Below are 22,654 nucleotides of genomic sequence, written 5' to 3' on the forward strand. Positions count from 1 at the left end.
CGCCCATCGCCTGGAGCCCACCATGCCCACCTTCCACATCCAACTCTTCGAAGGCCGCAGCCCGGAGAAGAAACGCGAGCTCGTCGAAGCCCTGACGCGGGAGACCTGCCGCGTGCTCGACTGCGATGCCGGCTCGGTCGACATCATTCTGGTCGAGGTCAAGCGCGAGCACTGGGCGACCGGCGGCGTGCTCTGGTCCGAGCGTACCTGACGCCGAGGCGCCGCTCGCGGCGGCACGCCGCGCCTGTCCACGCAGGCGCCTCAAGTTGGGCAGATCGCTGCCGTTATCCCGTTTCGTCATGAAAATGGGAGCGCGGCCGTGCTCGACACGCTCAAGTTCAAATCCAAGATCATCCTGCTCGTCACCGCCACCTTCATCGGCCTGGCAATCGGCGCAATCACCGACGCCGCCAGCCTCAGGCAGGATCTGATGGACGCCCGCAAGCTGCAGGTGCGCTCGATCGTCGAATCCGCGGTGCAGGTTGCCGCCGCGCTGCATGGCCGGGTGCAGGCGGGCGGACTCAGCGACGAAGATGCCCGCGCGCGCGCCGCGCAGGCGATTCGGGACATGCGCTACGGCGGCAGCGACGGCAAGTCGGAATACCTCTACATCTACCAGGCCGACGGCACCACGGTGATGCATCCGATCCGCAGCGAATGGAACGGACGCAACGTGGTCGACCAGGTGCGCGACGGCAAGGGTCGCTACACGCTCAAGGACATCCTCGCCCTCGCCAGCGCCAGCGGCGCCGGCTTCGTCGATACCGCATTTCCGCGCCCCGGAACCACCGAGCCGGTCGACAAGCTGCAGTACGTGGCCAGCTTCGGGCCGTGGAACTGGGTGATCGGCACCGGCGTGTATGTCGATGACGTCGACCAGGCCTACTGGTCGAGCATCGGCACCCGGCTGTCGATCAACCTCGCGATCATGCTGGCGATCGTCGCGCTCGGCGTGCTCATCGCGCGCTCGGTGCTGCGCCAGGTCGGCGGCGAGCCCGCCGACGCGGTGCGGGTGATGAAGCGTGCCGCGGCCGGGGACCTCACCGTCGACATCCCGCAATCCGCCGCCGGCAGCCTGCTCGGCGAGCTTGCCCAGATGCTGCGCGGGATCCGCCAGATGGTCGGCGACATCTCCACCAAGTCCGACATCGTGCGCCGCACCGCGGAGGGCATCTCCGTGGCCTCCGGCGAGGTCGCCACGGCCTCTCACCGCCAGGCCGATTCCGCCTCGGCGATGGCCGCCGCGGTGGAGCAGCTGACGGTGTCGATCAACCAGATCTCCGAGTCGGCCCACGACACCGAGCAATACTCCTCGTCGGCAGCCACGCTCGCCGCCAGCGGCGAAACGCGGGTGGCCCAAGCCGCCAACGAGATGGCCCTGATCGCGCAGCAGACCTCGTCGGCGGCCGAGGCCATCCGCTCGCTGGAGTCCCGCGCCAACGAGATCTCGACGATCGCCAACGTGATCAAGGAGATCGCCGCCCAGACCAACCTGCTCGCGCTCAACGCCGCGATCGAGGCCGCGCGCGCCGGCGAGCAGGGTCGCGGCTTCGCGGTGGTGGCCGACGAAGTACGCAAGCTCGCCGAGCGCACCTCGTCCGCCACCGAGGAGATCACCAGCATGATCGGCGCGATCCAGACCGACACCGCGACCGCGGTCGACACGATGGACAAGGCCCTGCCGCAGGTCGAGCGCGGCCTCGATCTGGCCCGCCAGGCCGAACACGCGCTGCGCGAGATACGCGACGGCGCCGGCACGACCCTCGAGCGCATCCGCGACGTGGCGCTCGCCACCCAGGAACAGAGCGCCGCCAGCACCTCGATCGCCCAGCAGGTCGAGAGCATCGCGCAGATGGTCGAGGAAACCAGCGCGTCCACCCGGCACACGGCGGACTCGGCGCACGAGCTCGATGTGATCGCGCGCGAACTCGGCGAGCTGGTGGCACGTTTCCGCCACTGAGGCCGATGCATGGCGGCACGATGAATTCCAGCAATACAAAATTCCTTATGTGTTCTATCCGCCCATAAGGATCCCCCGACGCGGGCGCCCTCCTAAACTGGAAGCCAGGCCAGTTCATAACGACAAGGAGACGCCCCGATGTCCGATCACACCCGCACGAGCCGCCCGCTCGAACTCGACCCGGTAGACCAGTGCCCGCCCGGCGGGCGCCTGTTCACCCTCGCCCTGCAGCACGTGCTGGTGATGTATGCCGGCGCGATCGCGGTGCCGCTGATCGTCGGCGGCGCGCTCGGGCTGCCGAAGGACCAGATCGCCTTCCTGATCAACGCCGACCTGCTGTGCTGCGGCCTGGTCACCATCATCCAGGCGCTCGGCGTCGGCCGCTTCGGCATCCGCCTGCCGATCATGATGGGGGTGACCTTCGCTGCGGTCGGGCCGATGGTGGCGATGGCGACCAACCCCGCGCTCGGCAAGGTGAGCTTCGACGGCCTGGCCGACGTGCCCTGGGTGTCGGTGGTGACGCCGCTGCACTTCGGCATGCCGATCTTCGATCCGATCTCGATCGCCACCATGTGCCTGGTAATGGTGATGGTCGAGTCGCTCGGCATGTTCCTCGCGCTCGGCGAGCTCACCGGCCGCCAGCTCACCCGCGACGACCTCACCCGCGGGCTGCGCACCGACGGCCTCGGCACCCTGATCGGCGGCTTCCTCAACACCTTCCCGCACACCAGCTTCTCGCAGAACGTGGGCCTGGTCGGCGTCACCGGCGTCAAGAGCCGCTGGGTGTGCGTCGCCGGCGGCGCGATCCTGATGGCCTTCGGCCTGTTCCCGAAGATGGCGCTGATCATCGCCTCGGTGCCGCAGTACGTGCTCGGCGGCGCCGGCCTGGTGATGTTCGGCATGGTCGCCGCCACCGGCATCAAGATCCTGCTCGCCGCCGACCTGCGCAACAACCGCTTCAACCTCTACATCGTCGCGCTGTCGATGGGCGCGGGCATGATCCCGATGGTGGCGCCGAAGTTCTTCCAGCAGATGCCGCACGCGCTCGAGCCCCTGCTGCACAGCGGCATCCTGCTGTCGGCGATCACCGCGGTGACGCTCAACCTGTTCCTCAACGGCGGCCGCCGCAGCGCCACCGCCGATGCGATCGAGCCGGCGCTGGCGCACTGAGGCGGTTCGACACGGAACGCGCTACCATCTTCGGGCCAATTGACCGGGACCCGAAGATGGACAGCCAGATCTCCCGCAGTTCGCGCCCTCGGTCGGGCGGTGGCAAGGAAGCACCTGCATTGTCCCGACCCTCTCATCGACGCAACACGAGTGCCATCGCGGCCACCGTGAGCACCTGGATCGACGAACTCGCATCGATCTGCGCTGCGGACGCCCCCGCCGTGCTGGTCACCGTCGCGCGCACGCAGGGCTCGACGCCCCGCGCGCCGGGGGCACACCTGATCGTTGCCGCCGATGGCTGCCACGGCAGCATCGGCGGCGGGCAACTCGAGCAAAGGGCGATCGCCCATGCACGCACGCTGCTCGCCGATCGCGGCCGTGGCGCCGAGCGGGTCCGCTTTCCGCTCGGCGCGAGCGCGGGCCAGTGCTGCGGCGGCGTGATGGAGCTGGTCTTCGAGCCCGTCGGCCCGGCCGCCGAGGACTGGATCGCGCGCGCGCGCATCCTGGCCGCCAGCGGTCGGCCGTGGGGGCGGCATGTGCCGCTCGATGGCGGCCCCACCCGGGTCTTCGACGCCGACTCGGTCACCTCAGCCTTCGACCTGCCCGCCCAGACCGAGCGCGCCCGCAGCCTGCTCGCAGGCGCCGCGAGCTCTGCGACCCTGGCCCGCGCCGGCAGCCCGGACGGCGACCCGCTCGCCAACGCCTGCCTGATCGACGTCTGCCTGCCGCCCGAGCTCGAGGTGGTGCTGTTCGGCGCCGGCCACGTCGGCCGTGCGCTCGCCGAGGTCTTCGGGCGCCTGCCGATGCGGGTGCGCTGGGTCGATTCACGCGCCGACCAGTTTCCCGCCACGGTCGCGCCCAACATCGAGGTGATCTGCACCGACGTACCGGAGAGCGAAGTGCGCAGCGCCCCCGCCGACGCGGTCTTCCTCGTGCTCACCCACAGCCATGCGCTCGACTTCGAGCTGGTGAAGGCCATCCTCGCGCGCGCCGATTTCCGCCTGTGCGGCCTGCTCGGCTCGCAGGGCAAGCGCGCCCGCTTCGAGCACCAGCTGCGCGTGCGCGGCGTCCCCGAGGGCGCGATCGCCCGCCTGCACTGCCCGATCGGGGTGCCCGAGGTCGTCGGCAAGGAGCCCGAGATAATCGCCATCGCCGTCGCAGCCGAACTCCTGCAGTTGCGCGGCGCCTCCGTACTGCATCGACTGTCGCCATGAACCCGCCTTCCCCGCACGCCGTCCGCGGCGAGATCCTGCACTTCGTCGCCGACCCCGCGCACGACGCGCGCGCGCTCGAGCACTTCGCCGATGGCCTGCTGATCGTGCGCGACGGCCGCGTCGCCGAATGCGGCCCGGCCGACGCGCTGCTGCCCAGGCTGCCCGCCGACGCCGCCGTGACCGACTACCGCGGCAAGCTGATCCTGCCCGGCTTCGTCGACACCCACGTCCACTACCCGCAGACCGACATCATCGCCAGCCACGGCGAACAGCTGCTCGAATGGCTGGAGACATACACCTTCCCCGCCGAGCGCCGCTTCGCCGACCCGACCCACGCCGCCGAGGTTGCCGGCTTCTTCTGCGACGAGCTGCTGAAGAACGGCACCACCACCGCGGTGGCCTTCGCCACCGTGCATGCGAGCTCGGTGGATGCGCTGTTCGCCGCCGCGCTCGAACGCCGCATGCGGCTGATCACCGGCAAGGTGCTGATGGACCGCAACTGCCCCGACTTCCTGCGCGACAGCGCCGAGTCGGGCTATGCCGACTCGAAGGCGCTGATCGAACGCTGGCACGGCCGCGACCGCCTGCTCTACGCTGTCACGCCGCGCTTCGCGCCCACCTCCACGCCCGATCAGATGGCGCTCGCCGGCCGGCTGTTCGCCGAGCACCCGGGCGTGTTCCTGCAGTCGCACGTCGCCGAGAATCGCGCCGAGGTCGCCTGGGCGGCGGCGCTCTACCCCGAGGCAGCGAGCTACCTCGGCATCTACGACCACTTCGGCCAGCTCGGCATGCGCGCGGTGTTCGCCCACTGCATCTGGCTCGACGACGCCGACCGCCGGCGCATGGCCGAGACCGGTGCGGCGATGAGCTTCTGCCCCACCTCCAACCTCTTCCTCGGCTCCGGCCTCTTCGACCTGCAGCGCGCGCGCGCGCTCGGCGTGCGCGTGGGGCTGGGCACCGACGTCGGCGCTGGCACCAGCTTCTCGATGCTGCAGACCCTGAACGAGGCCTACAAGGTGCTGCAGCTCGGCGGCCAGTCGCTGTCGGCGGCGAGCGCCTTCCACCTCGCCACCCTGGGCGGCGCGCACAGCCTGTACCTGGACGACCGCATCGGCAACTTCGCCCCGGGCAAGGAGGCGGACTTCGTCGTCCTCGATCCGCGGGCGACGCCGCTGCTCGCGCGCCGCAGCGGGGCGTGCGCCACGCTCGAAGAACGGCTGTTCGTGCTGATGATGCTCGGCGACGACCGCGCGGTGGCGGCAACGCACGTGCTCGGCGAGGCGGCCTGGCAGAGGAGCGCGAGCGCATGGAACTGAAGTGGCTCGAGGACTTCCTGAGTCTCGCCGACAGCGGCAGCTTCTCGCGCTCGGCCGAGCAGCGCCACGTGTCGCAGCCGGCCTTCTCGCGCCGGATCCGCGCGCTCGAGGCCTGGCTGGGCGTGGCACTGGTCGATCGCAGCACTTTCCCGACCCGGCTCACCGAGGCCGGCGAGGCCTTCAAGGGCCCGGCGGTCGACCTGCTCAACCGCCTGCATGCGGCGCGCGCGCTGGTGCGCGGCCACCAGGCGATCGCCAGCGATGCGCTCGTGGTCGCGGTGCCGCACACGCTCGCCTTCGCCTTCTTCCCCGGCTGGCTCGCGCGCCTGAAGACCACCTTCGGCGAGGTGCCGACGAGGCTGGTCGCCGGCAACGTCCATGACGTGGTGATGATGCTGGCCGAGGGTGGCTGCGACCTGCTGCTGTGCTACCACCACCCGGCGCACCCGGTGTGGCTCGATCCGGCGCGCTTCGAAGGCCTCAGGCTCGCGGTCGAGCACGTCCGCCCCTACCTGCCGCGCCGGCTCGCCGGCCTCGCGCGCTGGCAGTTGCCGGGCAGCGCCGCGGCGCCCATCCCCTTCCTGCGCTACGGGCCCAACACCTATCTGCGGCGCATGGTCGACACCATCCTCGACCGCGCCCCGCGGCCCGCCCACCTCGCGCTGCAGTACGAGACCGACATGGCCGAGAGCCTCAAGGCGATGCTGCTCGCCGGCCACGGCCTCGCCTTCCTGCCGGCGAGCGCAGTGGCGCGCGAGGTGGAGCGCGGCGAGGTGGTCGCCGCGGGCAGCTCGGAGTGGAGCCTGGACATGGAGGTGCGCCTGTACCGCGACCGCGCCAACACCCGGCCCGAGCTGCTGCGGCTGTGGCAGCACCTCGCGGCCCAGGGCCAGCAGGACACGGGCGGCGCGCGCTGACCCAGCCGCCCGCCCGCGCGGCCGGCATCCGAGGTTATGCGCGCAACGCATGACCCGATGAAGCAACGGCATGCAGTCGCAGCCCCCCAGCACCCAGAATGCGCCCACCTTCCACGCCACACGAGGCAGACAGATGAGCGCAGCCCCCCAGGACACCCAGCACTTCGACCGCCTTGCCGGCCTGTCCTACCTGAACCCCGCCGCCCCCGAGCCGTGGGCGAGCTTCGTCGAGCAGATCGAGCGCGTGCGCCCCTACCTCGGATCGCTCGAGCGCTGGATCGAGACCTTGAAGCACCCCAAGCGCACCCTGATCGTCGACGTGCCGATCGAGCGCGACGATGGCACCGTGGCCCACTACGAGGGCTACCGCGTGCAGCACAGCCTGTCGCGCGGCCCCGGCAAGGGCGGCGTGCGCTTCCACCCTGACGTCACCCTCAACGAGGTGATGGCACTCGCCGGCTGGATGACGATCAAGAACGCCGCGGTGGGCCTGCCCTTCGGCGGCGCCAAGGGCGGCATCCGCGTCGACCCGGCGAGCGTCAGCAAGGGCGAGCTGCAGCGCATCACCCGCCGCTACACCTCCGAGATCGGCGTCATCATCGGCCCCGACCGCGACATCCCCGCGCCCGACGTCGGCACCAATGCGATGACGATGGCGGTGATGATGGACACCTTCTCGATGAACCGCGGCGGCACCGCCACCGGCGTCGTCACCGGCAAGCCGATCGCGCTCGGCGGCAGCCTGGGCCGCCAGGAAGCCACCGGCCGCGGCGTGTTCATCACCGCGCGCGAGGCCGGCCGCCACCAGCACATTCCGATCGAGGGCGCGCGCGTCGTCGTGCAGGGCTTCGGCAACGTCGGCGGCATCGGCGCGCGCCTGTTCCACGAGGCCGGTGCGCGCGTGATCGCGATCGCCGACCACACCGCCACGCTGGTGAACGAGGCCGGCATCGACATCCCGGCGGCACTGGCGCACGCCGCCGCGCACGGCGGCCTGAAGGGCTTTGCCGGCGCCGCGCCGATCGACATCGAGGATTTCTGGCGCCTGGAGTGCGAGTTCCTCGTCCCTGCCGCGCTCGAGGGCCAGCTCACCGTCGAGCGCGCCGCCGAGCTGCGCGCGAAGATCGTCGTCGAAGGCGCCAACGGCCCCACTACCCCGGCAGCCGACGACATCCTGCGCGAGCGCGGCATCCTGGTCGTACCCGACGTGCTCGCCAACGCCGGCGGCGTGACCGTGTCCTACTTCGAGTGGGTGCAGGACTTCTCGAGCTTCTTCTGGACCGAGGAGGAGATCAACGACCGCCTCGAGCGCATCATGGTCGGCGCCTTCGCGGCGATCTGGAAGATCGCCCAGGACAAGGCGGTGTCGCTGCGCACCGCCGCCTTCATCATCGCCTGCCACCGCGTGCTCGAGGCGCGCGCCGAGCGCGGGCTGTATCCCTGATCGCACCAGACCGGCGCTCCTCACCCATCCAGCGGGGTGAGGAGCGCCCGCAGCGCCGGCACCATCAGGGCTTCAAGCGATACCCCGTGCGCAGCATCCAGGTCGCGATCGCCACGAACACCGCGAGGAAGAGCAGCGTCATCGCCAGGCTCACCTCCACCCCCACGTCCGCCGTGCCGTAGAAGCTCCAGCGAAAGCCGCTCACCAGATACACGACCGGGTTGAACAGCGACACCGTGCGCCACGCCGCCGGCAGCATGTCGATCGAGTAGAAGCTGCCGCCGAGGAAGGTGAGCGGAGTGATGATCAGGAGCGGCACCAGCTGCAGCTTCTCGAAGTTGTCCGCCCAGATGCCGAGGATGAAGCCGAGCAGGCTGAAGCTCACTGCGGTGAGCAGCAGGAAGCCCACCATCCACAGAGGATGCTCGATGCGCAGCGGCACGAAGAAGGTGGCGGTGGCGAGGATGATCACGCTCAGGATCACCGCCTTGGTCGCGGCCGCGCCCACGTAGGAGAGCACGATCTCGAAGTGCGACACCGGCGCCGACAGCAGCTCGTAGATCGTGCGCGAGAACTTGGGGAAGAAAATGCCGAAGGACGCGTTCGACACGCTCTGCGTGAGCAGGTTGAGCATGATCAGCCCGGGCACGATGAAGGCGCCGTAGCTCACCCCTTCCACCTCGGGGATGCGCGCGCCGATCGCCGCGCCGAACACGACGAAGTACAGCGACGTGGTGATCACCGGCGCCAGCACGCTCTGCAGCAGCGTGCGCTTGGTGCGCGCCATCTCGAAGAAGTAAATCGCGCGGACCGCGTGCCAGTTCATCGTGCCCCCTCCCCGGCCGGTTCGCGCTCGCTCACCAGGCTGACGAAGATCTCCTCCAGCGAGCGCTGGGTGGTGTGCAGGTCGGCGAAGGCGATGCCGGCGGCGGCGAGGTCCTGCAGCAGGTCGGCGATCGCGTTGTCCTCGGTTTCGCCGCCCTGCCCCATCTCGTAGCGATAGACCAGCGTACCGCCGCCCTTGCCGAGCGCCAGCCCATAGCGCGCAAGCCCCGCGGGCACCTCGGCGAGCGGCGTGGCGAGGTGCAGGGTGAGCTGCTTGCCGCCGAGCTTCTTCATCAGCGCGGCCTTGTCCTCGACCAGGATCAGCTCGCCCCGGGCGATCACGCCGATGCGGTCGGCCATCTCCTCGGCCTCCTCGATGTAGTGCGTGGTCAGGATGACGGTGACGCCGCTGTCGCGCAGCCGGCGCACGAGCTGCCACATGTCGCGGCGCAACTCGACGTCCACGCCGGCGGTGGGTTCATCCAGGAACAGGATGCGCGGCTCGTGCGACAAGGCCTTGGCGATCAGCACACGGCGCTTCATGCCGCCCGAGAGCATCATCAGCCTGGCGTCCTTCTTCGCCCACAGCGACAGGTCCTTGAGCAGCTGCTCGAGATAGGCCGGATTGGGCGGCTTGCCGAACAGGCCGCGCGAGAAGCTCACCGTGTTCCACACCGTCTCGAAGGCATCGGTGGTCAGTTCCTGCGGCACCAGGCCAATGCGTTCGCGCGCGGCGCGGTAGTCGCGCACGATGTCGTGGCCATCGACCTGCACGCTGCCGGCGCTGGCATTGACCAGCCCGCACACGATGCTGATCAGCGTGGTCTTGCCGGCGCCGTTGGGCCCGAGCAGGGCGAAGATCTCGCCGCGGCGGATGTCGAGGTCGACACCCTTCAGCGCAGCGAAGCCGGAGGCGTAGGTCTTGGAGAGACCGGAGATCGAGATGATGGGGTCCATGGGGCCGAAGATAACAGATCGCCTTCCCCACCTCGCCCCGGAGCCCAAACGCGCGCACGCCATCGCACGGATCATCCCGGCCGCACAGCGCCGCGTTGTGCGCCCGCGGCAGCGGGCGACACCTGCCCGGTCGGACCGCTTCGAGGCTCCCTGGCTCAGGCCTTGCGGCGAAGGAAGCCGAGGCCCGTCAGGGCGAGTCCAAGCAGAGCAAGCGTGGCGGGCTCGGGGACCGTGGCGGGATCGACCACGATGTTGTCGAACTGATTCCAGCCGCCAGTGCCATCCGCCGAGCCCCAGGCAACGCTCGTGAGCGCCGTCTTATTGAAGACGAAGGTCTGCAGACCGACCAGCTGGTCGAGGGTTACGTTCTCCATCTGGGTGCCCCCGCCCTGCTGGGTGAAGGTGAACCGAATCGTGGACGAGGTCCCCTCGTTATAGACATCGGCGAGGTCGATCGCGAAGAAATCGAACACGCCCCCTCCGGCGCGCGTCATCGTTGTCGTCGCGCCCGCGAAATTGACGTAGACCGCGGCCTTGCCGGGATCGGCCTGCTGGACTTCGTTCCGGCCCCAGACCCCCAGGGCTTCCTGCTTATCGACACTGTTCGAGAACAGGAACCCGCCATATGCGAGGGGATTGACCTCGATGAGAACCCCATCGTGCGCGAGGCCATTGAAATCAATCACCGCAGCGCTCGCCTGGAGCGTCGCAAGCGACAGGGCTGCGGCAAGCACGAGCCTTTTTATATTGTGTTTCCTTTGAGATGCAACTGAACGCAGGAGCAGCTTTTAGCAAATTCCATGCCACAAAGAACCCGCCCTTTGAGAACAGCAGCTTGCCCTTGTTCGTCTGGCGCGGCGCCCGCGCACTGTAAGAAATCTCGACGCCGGGCAAGGAAGGCGGCGGCCTGATCGCCAAGGTCGCCGGCGGTGTTGGACGCCGCGATGCGAATGTTATCTACTCACGATCCGCAGCATCGAGCCGGTCCAGAACCGCGAGCGCGGCTTGAACATCGCCCGTGGCCGCGAGGGCACGAAAGTGATTCTCCGTATCCCACGCGGCAAGCGCCAGTTCGAAAAGATGGTTGTCGCCCTCGTCAGGAAGGTTCGGGCGCCAGCCGAAGTAGACCGAAACCCATCGCCGTCGTTGCGCAAGCGCCGCCAACACCTGCATAGGTGCTGTCAGATTCCCGGACAAGACGGCTCATTCATTCACCCCTGCAGCCGATACGCGCCGTCCTCGCGCACCACCATGCCCAGTTCCTCCAGCGCTTCGAGCACGGCCTGCACGCCGGCGCGGGGCGTGCGCTTGAAGCGGGCGGCGATGGCCTCGGCGGGCAGGGGCTGGTGGGCGAGCGCGCTGCGCACGGCGGCGACCTGTTCGCGCATGTTCTTGGGCCACGCGGCCTTGCCGGCGGCAGGAGCTGCGCCCGGCAAGGCGTCGGCATCGACTTCAGCGGCGGCGGCCCCGCCTTCGAGTTCGGCTTCGAGCTGCTCGGGGGCGGCGCCACCCGGCCCGGTTTGCGCGGCGCCGGGGTTCTGGTAGTCGGGGCGCAGCCAGCGCACCAGGCCGCGGGCTTCTTCGGCGGCGCGGGCGGCGTTGAGTTCGACCAGGCGGCGCAGCAGTTCTTCCTCGGCGGCGGCCTGGGCTTCGGGTTTGTCGGGCAGCGGGGTGGTGGCGCCAGGCTTGCCGACGAGTTCGGCTCCGAGGTCGCCCCAGCCGTAGGCCTCGAACACCGCGCTGTCGAGCGCGTCGTGCAGTTCGCGCAGCACCGACACCAGGCCCTGCTCGTGGATCGTGCGCTCCTTGGGCGTGAGCGTGTCGCCGGCGCGCAGCTTTTCGAGCACGTTGTACATGCCGGTGAGGGTCAGCTCGGGGTGCTGCGCCTGCTGGCGCTTGCGGTGGGCGTCGAGCTGCTCGGCGAGCTCTCGGATGCGGGCGGCCTGGGTGGGGGTGGGGTCGGGGAAGGGGAATTTCTCAAGGCAGTCCGAGTGGTTATAGGTCGAGTCATTGCCCACTCCCAGCCACCCGCCAACCCGATTGGCAAAGCAAACGTGCAACCGGGATGACAACACGCCAAGCTGAAGCGCGTCATCGAATCCGAAAACAAGAACCTTCGTCTCCGGCAAGAACGAGGACCCAATGAACTGAAAGACCCGGTGCCTTGAAGTACGGGAAGTAACGGTGATTCGCTCAAGCCCTGCGAGAGCCGCTCTGAACCTACCCCTCGGTTCGGCATGAATCCACCAGTCGCGCCGGTATTTCTCGCGCGGGTTCTTGTCCCGCTCAGGTTTGACCCGGTCGTGAAGCCACTGAAACGCATCTGGATACGTCTGTCTTAAATCATTCTGCGTGAGCCCAAAGGTGTCGATCACGTACTGAACCCGCATTGTCTGGGCCAAGTCGCGGCCAGTAATGTAACGCTTGATCAGCGCAGCAATCGTCGATTGCTGGAATGCTTCAAGTCCACTGGCCTCAACAAGAAAACCTTGTCCGGAAAGCTGGACGCCGGGGCATGCCAGACCGATGTTCGCGCTCAAGGAAGCCAGTTCGGAAGTATCAACACCGACAGTCAGGTCCGCAGAGATCACGCCCTCAACGGCGTCGAAGCGCACTTCGACCGCATCTTCGTCTGATGCGCGCTCACTTTGTGTCAGCCAAAGCCTACCCGGCTCGTGCGAAGCGTCAGCGACGCTCATTGCGACCCGCACCTGAGCTCCATCGGAGCTATCGACCCAAGGGTGATCCGGTATCGCGAATCGCAGACGAAGCTCTTGATCCAACTCGCGCTGTATCACTGAACGGTTGAACGTCTGCGAGATGGAGTTCGTAGTGATAAAGCCGAAGCGCCGAGTGGCTCCACCGCGCAGTGCCTGGGCAGCGATGTGCCACCAATACATTACGAAATCTGCAGACTCCGGGACCTCGACCCACGTTTCTCGAACGGCCGTGACATAACCATTCCCGAGAACCGCGCGCATCCGCTTGTTCCCGATGAAGGGCGGATTCCCCACGATGTAATCCGCCTGCGGCCATTCGGCCTTGCGCGGATTGACGTAGCGCATCTGCACCACCTGCGCGGCTTCGTCCGGGATGTCCTCGCCGGTGATCGGGCTCTTCCTGCAGGTGACGCCGTCCCAGCGCGTGACGGGGCGGCCGGCTTCGTCGACGACCGGTTCCTCGCGCTCATAGTCGATCAGCGCGTCGCGGTGCGCGATGTTGCGGAAGTCGCGCAGCACGGGCTCGGGCGGGTTCACCGAGCCGTGGGTGCGGAAGTGCCATTGCAGGTAGCCGATCCACAGCACCATCTCGGCGATGCGCGCGGCGCGCGGGTTGATCTCGAGGCCGAGAAACTGGTGCGGGTCGACGGTGACGCCCTCGAGTTCGAGCAGGCCCTGGGATTCGCCGAGGTCGTGCAGCAGGTTGAGCACCTCGCCTTCGAGGCGCTTGAGGTGTTCCAGCGTCACGTACAAGAAGTTGCCGCTGCCGCAGGCCGGGTCGAGCACGCGCACTTCGCACAGGTGGCGGTGGAAGGCGCGGATCTCGGCGACGGCGTCCTTGTGCTTGCCCTGCTGCTCGTAGGTGAGCGCGGCGGCCTGTACTTCCTTCCACTCGGCGCGCAGCGGTTCGATGACGGTGGGCAGCACCAGGCGCTCGACGTAGGCACGCGGGGTGTAGTGGGCGCCGAGCTTGTGGCGCTCGCGAGGGTCGAGCGCGCGTTCGAGCAGGGTGCCGAAGATGGCGGGTTCGACGTAGCGCCAGTCGGCCTCGGAGGCCTTGAGCAACAGTTCGAGCTGGTCGCGGTCGAGCGGGATGGCGCTGGCTTCGGCAAACAGACCGCCGTTGAAGCGCAGCACCTTGTTGCGCAGGATGGGCGAAAAGCCGCCGGTGTTCATGTTCTGCCACAGGTGCTCGAGCATGGGCGCGAAGGCGTGCGGCTCGCCCTTGAGGCTTTCGAGCAGCTCGGTGAAGGCGCGCGGCGGCAGCAGGCCGACGTCTTCGGCAAACATGGTGAACAGCGCGCGCATCAGGAAGCCGGCGACCTGCTGCGGCGGGTGGCCGGCGGCCTCGAGCGACTTGGCGAGCGAGGCGAGGCGGTCGGCGATCTCGCGCGTGACGCGCGCCGAGCGGCGGGCGGGGTCGAGCGCGAGCGGATCGAGCCAGACGTCGCGCAGGCGCTGGCGGATGTCGTCGCGGCGCAGGTCTTCGAGGCGGATGCGGTGGCTGCGCGGGTCGGGATAAGGCGTGTAGGTGGCGCCCGAGCGGCTGAATTCGGCATACAGCTCGATGTTGCGGCCGACGTCGGTGACGAGGATGAAGGGCGGCCGGCCTTCGTCGGCAGGCAGGGCGCGGGCGTATTGGTCGGCCTGGTTGTGGGCGCGCAGCATGGCCTTGTCCCAGCCGGAGGTGTCGAGCGTCTTGCCGGACTGCTTGGCCTCGCAGACAAACGCGCCGCGGCGGTAGAGGTCGATGAAGCCGTTGTTGGCGCTGCCGTCGGGCTGGCGCATCACCACCCGGCGCTCGAACACGTAGGCGTTGTCGCGGGTGTCGTCCCCCGCCGGGTCGGGGCGCGGCAGGCCGAGCAATTCGCACAGCTCGGTGAGGAAGAGCTGGTAGTTGGCGCGCTCGCTGCCGCCCGCGCGCTGCCAGCGGGCGATGAAGGTGTCGAGGGCGGCGGGGTCGGCGGTGGCGGGATCGGTGGCGACAGGCGAGGCGGTGGCGGATGACGAGGTCACGGGGCGGCCATGCGTTTTGATTGAGAACAGGGATTGTAGCCGGACCCTTCAAGGCGGTTCCGTCATTGCGTGTGCAATGTAGCACTCATGTGCTACATTCAAGACACCCAGACCCATTGGAAGCGCCATGTCTACCACGACGATCCGTTTGCCCGAAGAGCTCAAGGCCCGGGTGGCTGCTGCCGCCAGAAGCGAGGGCACAACCGCCCACGGCTTCATCCTCGAGGCAATTGCCGAGAAAGCAGCCCAGGTCGAGCGCCAGGCCGAATTCGATGCGCAGGCAGAAGAACGCTACGCGGCGCTGGTCAGGACGGGCGAATCGATTCCCTGGGCCGACATGCGACGCTACCTCGAAGCACGCGCGCAGGGCGACAACGCGCGGCCACCCGTCGCACGCAAGCTCGCGCGCTGAGCATGGCGGCGATAGAGCTGGTGCCGGAGGTAGCCGGCGACTTCGAGCGCATCCTCGACCACCTGGCCCTGCATGAAGCACATGACCCCGACGGGCATATCCGCGACATCATCCAGGCCTTTGATGTGCTCGAGCGCAATCCACGCATCGGACGCGCGGTGCGCGCTGGCAAGCGCGAGTTGATCATCGGCCGGCGCGGACACGGCTACATCGCCCTCTACCGCTACATCGAAGCGCTCGACACGGTCATCATCCTGGCCATCCGCAGCCAGAGCGAAGCGGGCTACCGCAGCCCGGCACTCGATCAGTAAGACCATCCGCCCGCTCGCGCCAGCGCGCATGACCGCCAGCGCATGGTCCGCCCCGCACACGAAAACGCCGCGCCACGTCCCGGGCTCAACCCAGCGTCGCCGTCGCCAGCTTGGCGCCGAAGCCGATGAACACGCCGCCCACCCCTGCCGTCGCCCCGGCGGCAACGCGGCGGTGGCGGCGGAACTCGGCGGCGAGGCGGGCGCCGGCGAAGATCAGCACCGACAGGTAGAGCACGCTGCAGATCTGCACGATCACGCCGAGGATCACGAAGGACAGCGCCGGGTGGTCGTAGGCCGGATCGACGAACTGGATGAAGAAGGACACGAAGAACAGGATCGCCTTCGGGTTCATCAGGCTGATGACGAGTGCCGTGCGGAAAGGGTGCGGCGTGCTGCGCACCGGCGGGTAGTCGGGCTTGCCGTCGCCGACGGCCTCGGCGGTCTCGTCGCCGCGCCGCCAGGTGGCGAGCGCGCCGCGCAGCAGACTGAGGCCCACCCAGGCGAGATAAGCCGCGCCGGCGTACTTGATCACCATGAACAGCTCGGGCGTGGCGCGCAGCACCGAGGCCATGCCGGTGACGGCGAGCAGCATCAGGATGGTGTCGCCGACGAAGATGCCGGCCGCGCCCTGGTAGCCGGCGCGCACGCCCCAGCGCGAGGCCGCCGCCATCACGTACAGCGAATTGGGCCCCGGTAGCAGCACGATGAAGATGGTGCCGAGGATGAAGGTGGTGAGGTCGGTGATGCCGTAGAACATCGGGCGGAATCCGGACGATTGGAAGACGGACCCGTATTGTGGCCTCGCCGCATCGCGCCTTCCAGTGCGCGCGCCGCTTGCGCCGCCCTCTTCAGCCGGAAGGCGCGCGCCCTGCAGGGCGCAGGCCGGCACGCGAGCCGTCTTACTTCAGCAGTTCGGCCGCGCCCTCGATCGCCGCCAGCGCGCACTGTTCGTCCAGATGGCCGCCGGGCGCGCCGCCGATGCCGATCGCGCCGATCACCTCATCGCCCGCCTTCACCGGCACGCCACCGCCGAGCAGCAGGAAGCCGGGGATGTCGGTGAGATTGGCGGCGCCGGGGTTCTTCTGCGCGGCGTCCATCATCGCCAGCGTGGTGTTGCGCGCCGAGGCCGAGGTGAAGGCCTTGTGCTGGCTGGCGGCCAGGGTGTGCGGGCCGGCGTTGTCGGCGCGCTGTACGGCACGCACCAGGCCGGCGCGGTCGACCACCGTGGCGCTGACCGCATAGCCCTTGTCGGCGCAGGCCTGCACCGCGCCGGCGGCGAGGCGGTTGGCGAGCTCGAGGCCGATGCTGCGCTGGCTGATGACCTGGGCCTGGGCGGCGCCGGCCGCGGTGCCGAGGACGAGGGTGGCGGCGAGGATGGACAGCTTGTTCATGAGGTTCTCCGGTGAGGGATCGGCGCATCCGATCGGTGAACACAGTCTAGGAAGCACCGTCCCCGCCGCCCATCCGGGCACGTACGCGCGCGCGCCGACGTGCCGACGCACCGCCTTCTGCAGCACCTCGAGCAGCAGCTCGTCGTCGACCGGCTTCTCGAGGAAATACGCCGCGCCGGCCTTGAATGCGCGCCGGCACAGATCCACCGTGCCATGGCCGGTGAGCATGATCACCGGCTGATCGACCCCGCGCGCGACCAGGGTCTCGAGCACCGTCAGCGCGCTGGTGCCGGGCATGCGCACGTCGAGCACGACGGCGCCGACGCTGTCGGGGTCGAAGCCGGCGAGGAAGTCCTCCGGTGCCGGCCAGGTCTGCACCCGCAGCCCGACCGTCCCGATCAACAGCGAAGGGCTGGCTGCGCACCGCGAGCGGCCGCTCGAAGGCGAAGTGCCAGCCGCCCGCCGCATCCGTGCCCGCCTGAATGCGCCAGCGGTGTCCGGCGTGGGCGAGCTCGACCCGCACCGGCTCGTCACCGGCGAAGGGCCACTCGGCACCGGTGACCATGCCGGCCAGATCGATCTCGAGGGCGTGGCTTGCGCCCTCGCCGGCGAGCACCAGCCACAGCCGCCCGTGCTCCATGCCCGACACCAGGCCCCAGGCGCGGCCCGCACGGCGCGACGCTGCCTCGGCCGCGGCGAGTTCCGCCGCCAGCGCCCCCGCCGCCCACGCGCCCTCGCCGTCGCGGCGCAGCACGGTGACGATGCGCGGATAGATCGCCGGCAGGCGACCGGCCGCCTCCGCCGTCGCCGGCGTATCGAGCAGAGCGAGGGTGGCGAGGATGGCCTCGTGCTCCACCGCGCGCAGGCTGAGCACGCGGTGGACGATGCCGGCCTGGGTCTCGAAGGCGCGGCGCGTGCGCTGCAGCTCGGCCTGGGCGAGCCACACCGCGGACGCCAGGCTGAGGACGAGCGCCGCGGCGATCCAGCGCAGATGGGGACGCAGCACGCTCATCGTCCGCGTCAGCGCCGCTGCGCGACGAACTCGAGCGGCGCATCCACGCTGTGGCTGCGGTGGATCTGCAGGCGCACGCGCAGGGTGTCATCCACCGGGGTGAGCTCGTAGCGCTGCACCATCTCGCGCGCGGGCTCGTCGCCCGAAACCGTCTCGCTGCGGGTGAGGAAGTGCAGCCGGCCGTCGCGCCAAGCCACCGCCTCGAGCGCGCGCGCGACGCCGAGAAAGCTCGCCTGGCCTTCGATGCGGCCGTCGCGCAGGGCGAAGTCGAAGGTCTCCTCCAGGCTCAGGTTCCAGGGGTAGGCCACCTCGGCCTTCCAGGCACCGACGACCGCCTCCGGCCCGGGACCGCGGCCCTGCCACAGCCACCAGCCGCCCAGGCCGAGCGCCGCCAGCACCACCGCCGCCCCGGCAAGCAGCTTCCGGCGGGGCGCGGGCGAAGCGGCGGGCGCCTCCAGCCACTGCGCGAGCACCGCCTGCAGACGCGCCAGATCCGCCGCCCACGAGGCATCGCCCATGACCAGCGCCTGGCGGTTGGCGAGGCCGCGCAGCGCGGGCGGCAGCGCCGCCGCGTCCGGCATGGACGCGCCGCCCACCAGGATGGGGACGACCGGCTTGCCGCTGGCGAGCGCGCTTTCCACCTCGCGGCGCACGAAGTCGTCCGCTTGGTCGAGGCGGCGGCGGCCGTCGGCCGCGGCCTCGAGCCAGCCCGGGCCGATCACCACGAGCACCGCCTGCACCTGCCGCAGGCCGCGCTCGATGACGGCCTCGAAGTCCTCGCCCGGGCGGATGTCGTCCACGTCGCGGAACACGCTGCCGGCGCCGAGGCGCTGCTCGAGCGCGTCGGTGAGCCGGCCGGCGAAGCCGGCGCTGTCTTCGCGACGATAGGAGATGAACAGCTTGGGCATGGGCAGGCGCGGCGGTGAAGTCCTGCTGCATTCAAGCACGCCGCCGACGGGCTGGCCAGCGCGCGGGCCTCGGTCGTGCCTTGCGCTGGCCTCACTGCCACACCCGGCACCGACACGGCCTAAGATACGAATGAACACGGCTGGCGCACGCGTCAACCAAGCGCCACGCCGCCCCCTGCACTGCAAGGACACCTGCGATGGACAGCCACACGATCCGCATCCTGCTCAACGGCGAGGCCGTGGAGGCCGCGGGCCTGCCGCCCACCACCAGCCTGCTCGCCTGGCTGCGCACGCAGCGCGGCCTCACCGGCAGCAAGGAAGGCTGCGCCGAGGGCGATTGCGGCGCGTGCACGGTGGTGGTGGGCGAGCTGCGCGGCGCGGCGCAGGCCCTGCACCTGGCCAGCGTCAACGCCTGCATCCAGTTCCTGCCCGCGCTCGACGGCAAGGCGGTGTTCACCGTCGAATACCTGCGCGCCCAGGCAGGCGGCGCGCTGCACCCGGTGCAGCAGGCGATGGTCGATTGCCACGGCTCGCAGTGCGGCTTCTGCACGCCGGGCTTCGTGATGTCGCTGTGGGACCTCTACAACGACTTCGTGCCCGCGCCGGCCGCCGCGCCCAGGGCCGGGCGCCCCTCCCCCGCCGCGGTGCGCAGCGCGCTCACCGGCAACCTGTGCCGCTGCACCGGCTACCAGCCGATCCTCGCGGCTGGCGAACGCATGTTCGAGCTGCCCGCGGTGGCGCTCGAGCGCGCGGCGATCCGCCAAGCCCTGCTCGCGCTGCAGCGCGAGGACGTGCTCGACTACCGCCACGCCGGCCGGCACTTCCTCGCCCCACGCAGCCTGGATGAACTCGCCGCGCTGCGCGCGGCACGCCCGCAGGCGGTGCTGCTGGCCGGCTGCACCGACATCGGGCTGTGGGTGAACAAGCAGCTGCACGAACTTGGCGACATCCTCTACCTCGGCCGCGTCGAGGCCTTGCGCGCGATCGACGCGGCCGAGGGCTGGCTGCACATCGGCGCCGCAGCGACGCTCACCGAGGCCTTCGCCGCCCTCACCCGCGCCTGGCCCGAGCTCGCCGAGCTGTGGGAGCGCTTCGCCTCGCCACCGGTGCGCAACGCCGGCACGCTCGGTGGCAACATCGCCAACGGCTCGCCGATCGGCGACTCGATGCCGGCGCTGATCGCGCTCGGTGCGCGCATCACCCTGCGCAGCGTGCGCGGCGCGCGCGAACTGGCGCTGGAAGATTTCTACCTCGACTACATGAAGAAGGACCTCGCCGCCGACGAGTTCGTCGAGCGCGTGTCGGTGCCGCTGCGCGCCACGCTCGAGGCATCGGGCGGCGCCATTCACTTCCGCAGCTGGAAGCTGTCGAAGCGCTTCGACTCGGACATCTCGGCGGTGTGCGCCGCCTTCGCCCTGCGCCTGCAGGACGGCGTGATCGCCAGCGCGCGCGTGGCCTTCGGCGGCATGGCGGCGACACCCCGGCGCGCGCCGCAGGCCGAGGCCGCGCTGCTCGGCCAGCCCTGGGACGCGGCCACGCTGGCGCGCGCCCAGGCCGCGCTCGCCGCCGACTACACGCCGCTCGACGACCTGCGCGCGAGCGCCGCCTACCGCCGCCGCGCCGCCGCCAACCTGCTGCGCCGCTTCCACCTCGAGACCCGGCCGCAGGCGCCGCTGCCGCCAGCGCAGACGCGCGCCTTCGCCGGCGTGGCCGACGATTGCGAGGCCATCCGATGACCCGCCCTGCCGACGACCCGAACGCCCTCACCGGCTCCAGCCCGCGCCCGGCGGCACGCTCGGCCGGGCTCGCCCACGAATCGGCCCATCTGCACGTCGCCGGCGAGGCGATTTACGTCGACGACCAGCGCGAGCTCGCCGGCACCGCCCACGCCGCGCTGGGCCTGGCCACCGTCGCCCATGCACGCGTGCTCGCCATGGACCTCGATGCCGTGCGCGCCACACCGGGGGTGATCCGCGTGCTCACCGCGGCCGACATCCCCGGCACCAACGACTGCGGCCCGGTGGTCCACGACGACCCCATCCTCGCCGATGGCGAGGTGCGCTACGTCGGCCAGCCCTTGTTCGCGGTGATCGCCGACAGCCACGACACCGCCCGCCGCGCCGCACGGCGTGCGCGCATCGACTACGCGCCGCTGCCGGCGCTGCTCGACGCCCGCAGCGCGCGTGCACAGCAGTCGAGCGTGCTGCCGCCGATGCATCTGGTGCGCGGCGACCCCGCCGCCGGGCTGGCCGCGGCGCCGCACCGGCTGGAGGGCGAGTGGGCGGTGGGCGGCCAGGAGCACTTCTACCTCGAAGGCCAGGTGGCCTGTGCGGTGCCGCGCGAGGACGGCGGGCTGCAGCTGTGGTGCTCGACCCAGCACCCGAGCGAGATGCAGCACACCGTGGCGCAGGCGCTGGGGCTGGCCTCGAACCGGGTGGTGGTGGAGGTGCGGCGCATGGGCGGCGGCTTCGGCGGCAAGGAGTCGCAGTCGGCGCTGTTCGCCTGCGTGGCGGCGGTGGCGGCCTGGCTGTGCCGGCGCCCGGTGAAGCTGCGCCCGGACCGCGACGACGACATCCTGATCACCGGCAAGCGCCATGACGTGCATTACGACTACGCGGTGGGCTACGACGCCGAAGGCCGCATCCTCGCCCTGCGCGCCGACATGACCCTGCGCGCCGGCTGCTCCGCCGACCTCTCCGGTCCGGTGGCCACGCGCGCGATCTGCCATGTGGACAACGCCTACTACCTGCCCGCCGCCGACATCAGCGCCTTCCTCGCGCGCACCCACACCCAGTCGAACACCGCCTTCCGCGGCTTCGGCGGGCCGCAGGGCGCGATCCTGATCGAGTACCTGATCGACGGCATCGCGCGCCGGCTCGGCCGCGACCCGCTCGACGTGCGCCGCGCCAACTTCTACGGCGGCCCCGGACGCGACACCACGCCCTACGGCCAGACCGTGGCCGACAACGTGCTGCCCGAGCTGGTCGATGCGCTCGAGGCGAGCTGCGACTACCGCGCCCGGCGCAACGCCATCGCCGCCTACAACGCCGCCAGCCCGGTGCTGAAGAAGGGCCTCGCGCTCACGCCGGTGAAGTTCGGGATCTCCTTCAACCTGGCGCACCTCAACCAGGCGGGCGCGCTGGTCCACGTCTATACCGACGGCTCGGTGCTGGTGAACCACGGCGGCACCGAGATGGGCCAGGGCCTCAACACCAAGGTCTGCCAGGTGGTGGCGCATACCCTGGGGGTGGCGCCGACGCGCGTGCGCGCCACCGCCACCGACACCAGCAAGGTGCCGAACACCTCGGCCACCGCGGCCTCCAGCGGCGCCGACCTCAACGGCAAGGCTGCCGAGGACGCGGCACGCCAGATCCGCGACCGCCTCGCCGCCTTCGCCGCGGAACGCCACGGCGTGGCCGCGGCCGACATCGCCTTCGCCGACGACGGGGTGCACGTCGGCGCCCGACGCCTGCCCTTCGCCGAGCTCGTGCAGCAGGCCTACCAGGCGCGCGTGCAGCTGTGGTCGGATGGCTTCTACGCCACCCCCGGCCTGCACTGGGACGCGCGCACGCTCACCGGCCACCCCTTCTACTACTACGCCTACGGCGCCGCGGTGTCCGAGGTGCTGGTCGACACCCTCACCGGCGAGTGGCGCCTGCTGCGCGCCGACCTGCTGCACGACGCCGGCCGGTCGATCAACCCGGCCATCGACCGCGGTCAGGTCGAAGGAGGCTTCATCCAGGGCATGGGCTGGCTCACCTGCGAGGAGCTGGTGTGGGACGCGGACGGGCGGCTGCTGACCCACGCCCCCTCGACCTACAAGATCCCGGCGGTGCACGACTGCCCGCCGGACTTCCGCGTGCGCCTGTTCGACCGCCCCAACCGCGCCGACACCATCCTGCGCTCGAAGGCGGTGGGCGAGCCGCCGCTGCTGCTCGGCTTCTCGGTCTGGTTCGCGATCCGCGACGCGATCGCCGCCGCCGGCGACGGGCGCATCAACCCGCCGCTGCGCGCGCCGGCGACGCCCGAGGCGATCCTCGATGCGGTGGAGGCGGTGCAGGCAGGCATGGGCTTGCGCTGA

At 70.1% G+C, this 22,654-nt stretch carries 20 protein-coding genes; 12 read left to right on the forward strand and 8 right to left on the reverse strand.

Annotation, left to right across the window (positions count from 1 at the left end; translation table 11 throughout):
• Positions 1-22 precede the first annotated feature (22 nt).
• The 7 genes from AAG895_RS14090 (at position 23) to AAG895_RS14120 (ending at position 8,021) form a co-directional block, all read left to right on the forward strand.
• On the forward strand, positions 23-211 hold the full coding sequence (locus AAG895_RS14090; protein WP_345792627.1) for a 4-oxalocrotonate tautomerase: 189 nt from the start codon (positions 23-25) through the stop codon (positions 209-211).
• Positions 212-319: 108 nt separating this feature from the next.
• On the forward strand, positions 320-1,960 hold the full coding sequence (locus AAG895_RS14095) for a methyl-accepting chemotaxis protein (protein WP_345792628.1): 1,641 nt from the start codon (positions 320-322) through the stop codon (positions 1,958-1,960).
• A gap of 138 nt (positions 1,961-2,098) precedes the next feature.
• Positions 2,099-3,130, forward strand: a complete 1,032-nt coding sequence (locus AAG895_RS14100; RefSeq protein ID WP_345792629.1) for a nucleobase:cation symporter-2 family protein — start codon at positions 2,099-2,101, stop codon at positions 3,128-3,130.
• Between the two features lie 167 nt (positions 3,131-3,297).
• A complete protein-coding gene (xdhC, locus tag AAG895_RS14105; RefSeq protein ID WP_345792630.1) occupies positions 3,298-4,344 on the forward strand; it encodes a xanthine dehydrogenase accessory protein XdhC in 1,047 nt (348 codons plus the stop codon).
• Positions 4,341-5,660 carry a guanine deaminase gene (gene guaD / locus AAG895_RS14110; protein ID WP_345792631.1) on the forward strand — a complete coding sequence of 440 codons (1,320 nt, stop codon included), beginning with the start codon at positions 4,341-4,343 and terminating at the stop codon, positions 5,658-5,660. The genes xdhC and guaD overlap by 4 nt, the downstream gene beginning before the upstream one ends.
• Positions 5,651-6,577 (forward strand): LysR substrate-binding domain-containing protein, encoded by a 927-nt coding sequence (locus AAG895_RS14115; RefSeq protein WP_345792632.1) that lies wholly within the window; start codon positions 5,651-5,653, stop codon positions 6,575-6,577. The genes guaD and AAG895_RS14115 overlap by 10 nt, the downstream gene beginning before the upstream one ends.
• A 133-nt stretch (positions 6,578-6,710) precedes the next feature.
• A complete protein-coding gene (locus tag AAG895_RS14120) occupies positions 6,711-8,021 on the forward strand; it encodes a Glu/Leu/Phe/Val dehydrogenase (RefSeq protein ID WP_345792633.1) in 1,311 nt (436 codons plus the stop codon).
• Positions 8,022-8,085: 64 nt separating this feature from the next.
• Here AAG895_RS14120 and AAG895_RS14125 read toward each other — a convergent pair whose 3' ends face one another.
• The 5 genes from AAG895_RS14125 to AAG895_RS14145 all read right to left on the reverse strand — a co-directional run bounded on the left by AAG895_RS14125 (position 8,086) and on the right by AAG895_RS14145 (position 14,539).
• Entirely contained in the window at positions 8,086-8,847 is a 762-nt protein-coding gene (locus AAG895_RS14125) for an ABC transporter permease (RefSeq protein WP_345792634.1), read from the reverse strand.
• Positions 8,844-9,803: an ABC transporter ATP-binding protein gene (locus AAG895_RS14130; protein WP_345792635.1), complete on the reverse strand. Its 960-nt coding sequence runs from the start codon at positions 9,801-9,803 to the stop codon at positions 8,844-8,846. The genes AAG895_RS14125 and AAG895_RS14130 overlap by 4 nt, the downstream gene beginning before the upstream one ends.
• A gap of 155 nt (positions 9,804-9,958) precedes the next feature.
• A complete protein-coding gene (locus tag AAG895_RS14135; protein ID WP_345792636.1) occupies positions 9,959-10,537 on the reverse strand; it encodes a PEP-CTERM sorting domain-containing protein in 579 nt (192 codons plus the stop codon).
• A 223-nt stretch (positions 10,538-10,760) separates the two neighbouring features.
• A complete protein-coding gene (locus AAG895_RS14140) occupies positions 10,761-10,976 on the reverse strand; it encodes a hypothetical protein (RefSeq protein ID WP_345792637.1) in 216 nt (71 codons plus the stop codon).
• A gap of 38 nt (positions 10,977-11,014) precedes the next feature.
• Positions 11,015-14,539: a DNA methyltransferase gene (locus tag AAG895_RS14145; protein WP_345792638.1), complete on the reverse strand. Its 3,525-nt coding sequence runs from the start codon at positions 14,537-14,539 to the stop codon at positions 11,015-11,017.
• A gap of 127 nt (positions 14,540-14,666) precedes the next feature.
• On the opposite strand from AAG895_RS14145, the gene AAG895_RS14150 reads away from it, so the two are divergent.
• Together AAG895_RS14150 and AAG895_RS14155 are read left to right on the forward strand one after the other, a co-directional pair.
• On the forward strand, positions 14,667-14,951 hold the full coding sequence (locus tag AAG895_RS14150) for a DUF1778 domain-containing protein (RefSeq protein ID WP_345792639.1): 285 nt from the start codon (positions 14,667-14,669) through the stop codon (positions 14,949-14,951).
• Positions 14,952-14,953: 2 nt separating this feature from the next.
• Entirely contained in the window at positions 14,954-15,262 is a 309-nt protein-coding gene (locus tag AAG895_RS14155) for a type II toxin-antitoxin system RelE/ParE family toxin (protein WP_345792640.1), read from the forward strand.
• An 85-nt stretch (positions 15,263-15,347) separates the two neighbouring features.
• On the opposite strand, the gene leuE is transcribed toward AAG895_RS14155, so the two are convergent.
• Positions 15,348-16,019 carry a leucine efflux protein LeuE gene (gene leuE, locus AAG895_RS14160; RefSeq protein ID WP_345792641.1) on the reverse strand — a complete coding sequence of 224 codons (672 nt, stop codon included), beginning with the start codon at positions 16,017-16,019 and terminating at the stop codon, positions 15,348-15,350.
• A 142-nt stretch (positions 16,020-16,161) separates the two neighbouring features.
• The gene (locus AAG895_RS14165; protein WP_345792642.1) at positions 16,162-17,055 is read right to left on the reverse strand and encodes a heme-binding protein; all 894 of its coding nucleotides are present in this window, start codon (positions 17,053-17,055) and stop codon (positions 16,162-16,164) included.
• Between the two features lie 46 nt (positions 17,056-17,101).
• Here AAG895_RS14165 and AAG895_RS14170 point away from each other — a divergent pair, with 46 nt between their 5' ends.
• Positions 17,102-17,776, forward strand: coding sequence for a hypothetical protein (locus AAG895_RS14170; RefSeq protein WP_345792643.1), 675 nt, complete (start codon positions 17,102-17,104; stop codon positions 17,774-17,776).
• Here the strand turns inward: AAG895_RS14170 and AAG895_RS14175 are convergent.
• Complete coding sequence (locus AAG895_RS14175; RefSeq protein WP_345792644.1) at positions 17,674-18,573, reverse strand: toll/interleukin-1 receptor domain-containing protein; 900 nt, start codon at positions 18,571-18,573, stop codon at positions 17,674-17,676. The two genes, AAG895_RS14170 and AAG895_RS14175, sit on opposite strands and share 103 nt — an antisense overlap.
• 197 nt (positions 18,574-18,770) lie before the next feature.
• On the opposite strand from AAG895_RS14175, the gene xdhA reads away from it, so the two are divergent.
• Both xdhA and xdhB read left to right on the forward strand, forming a co-directional pair.
• Positions 18,771-20,309, forward strand: coding sequence for a xanthine dehydrogenase small subunit (xdhA, locus tag AAG895_RS14180; RefSeq protein ID WP_345792645.1), 1,539 nt, complete (start codon positions 18,771-18,773; stop codon positions 20,307-20,309).
• The gene (xdhB, locus tag AAG895_RS14185) at positions 20,306-22,654 is read left to right on the forward strand and encodes a xanthine dehydrogenase molybdopterin binding subunit (protein ID WP_345792646.1); all 2,349 of its coding nucleotides are present in this window, start codon (positions 20,306-20,308) and stop codon (positions 22,652-22,654) included. The genes xdhA and xdhB overlap by 4 nt, the downstream gene beginning before the upstream one ends.

Origin of the sequence: Thauera sp. JM12B12 (assembly GCF_039614725.1) — a bacterium.
Classification (GTDB): domain Bacteria; phylum Pseudomonadota; class Gammaproteobacteria; order Burkholderiales; family Rhodocyclaceae; genus Thauera.

Bases quoted from the DNA above. Each gene is read 5' to 3' on its own strand.
- AAG895_RS14115 (WP_345792632.1), top strand. From the start codon at position 5,651: ATGGAACTGAAGTGGCTCGAGGACTTCCTGAGTCTCGCCGACAGCGGC.
- AAG895_RS14150 (WP_345792639.1), top strand. From the start codon at position 14,667: ATGTCTACCACGACGATCCGTTTGCCCGAAGAGCTCAAGGCCCGGGTG.
- AAG895_RS14130 (WP_345792635.1), bottom strand. From the start codon at position 9,803: ATGGACCCCATCATCTCGATCTCCGGTCTCTCCAAGACCTACGCCTCC.
- AAG895_RS14175 (WP_345792644.1), bottom strand. From the start codon at position 18,573: ATGCCCAAGCTGTTCATCTCCTATCGTCGCGAAGACAGCGCCGGCTTC.
- AAG895_RS14155 (WP_345792640.1), top strand. From the start codon at position 14,954: ATGGCGGCGATAGAGCTGGTGCCGGAGGTAGCCGGCGACTTCGAGCGC.
- guaD (WP_345792631.1), top strand. From the start codon at position 4,341: ATGAACCCGCCTTCCCCGCACGCCGTCCGCGGCGAGATCCTGCACTTC.
- AAG895_RS14125 (WP_345792634.1), bottom strand. From the start codon at position 8,847: ATGAACTGGCACGCGGTCCGCGCGATTTACTTCTTCGAGATGGCGCGC.
- xdhA (WP_345792645.1), top strand. From the start codon at position 18,771: ATGGACAGCCACACGATCCGCATCCTGCTCAACGGCGAGGCCGTGGAG.
- AAG895_RS14140 (WP_345792637.1), bottom strand. From the start codon at position 10,976: ATGCAGGTGTTGGCGGCGCTTGCGCAACGACGGCGATGGGTTTCGGTC.
- AAG895_RS14090 (WP_345792627.1), top strand. From the start codon at position 23: ATGCCCACCTTCCACATCCAACTCTTCGAAGGCCGCAGCCCGGAGAAG.
- leuE (WP_345792641.1), bottom strand. From the start codon at position 16,019: ATGTTCTACGGCATCACCGACCTCACCACCTTCATCCTCGGCACCATC.
- AAG895_RS14100 (WP_345792629.1), top strand. From the start codon at position 2,099: ATGTCCGATCACACCCGCACGAGCCGCCCGCTCGAACTCGACCCGGTA.
- xdhB (WP_345792646.1), top strand. From the start codon at position 20,306: ATGACCCGCCCTGCCGACGACCCGAACGCCCTCACCGGCTCCAGCCCG.
- AAG895_RS14120 (WP_345792633.1), top strand. From the start codon at position 6,711: ATGAGCGCAGCCCCCCAGGACACCCAGCACTTCGACCGCCTTGCCGGC.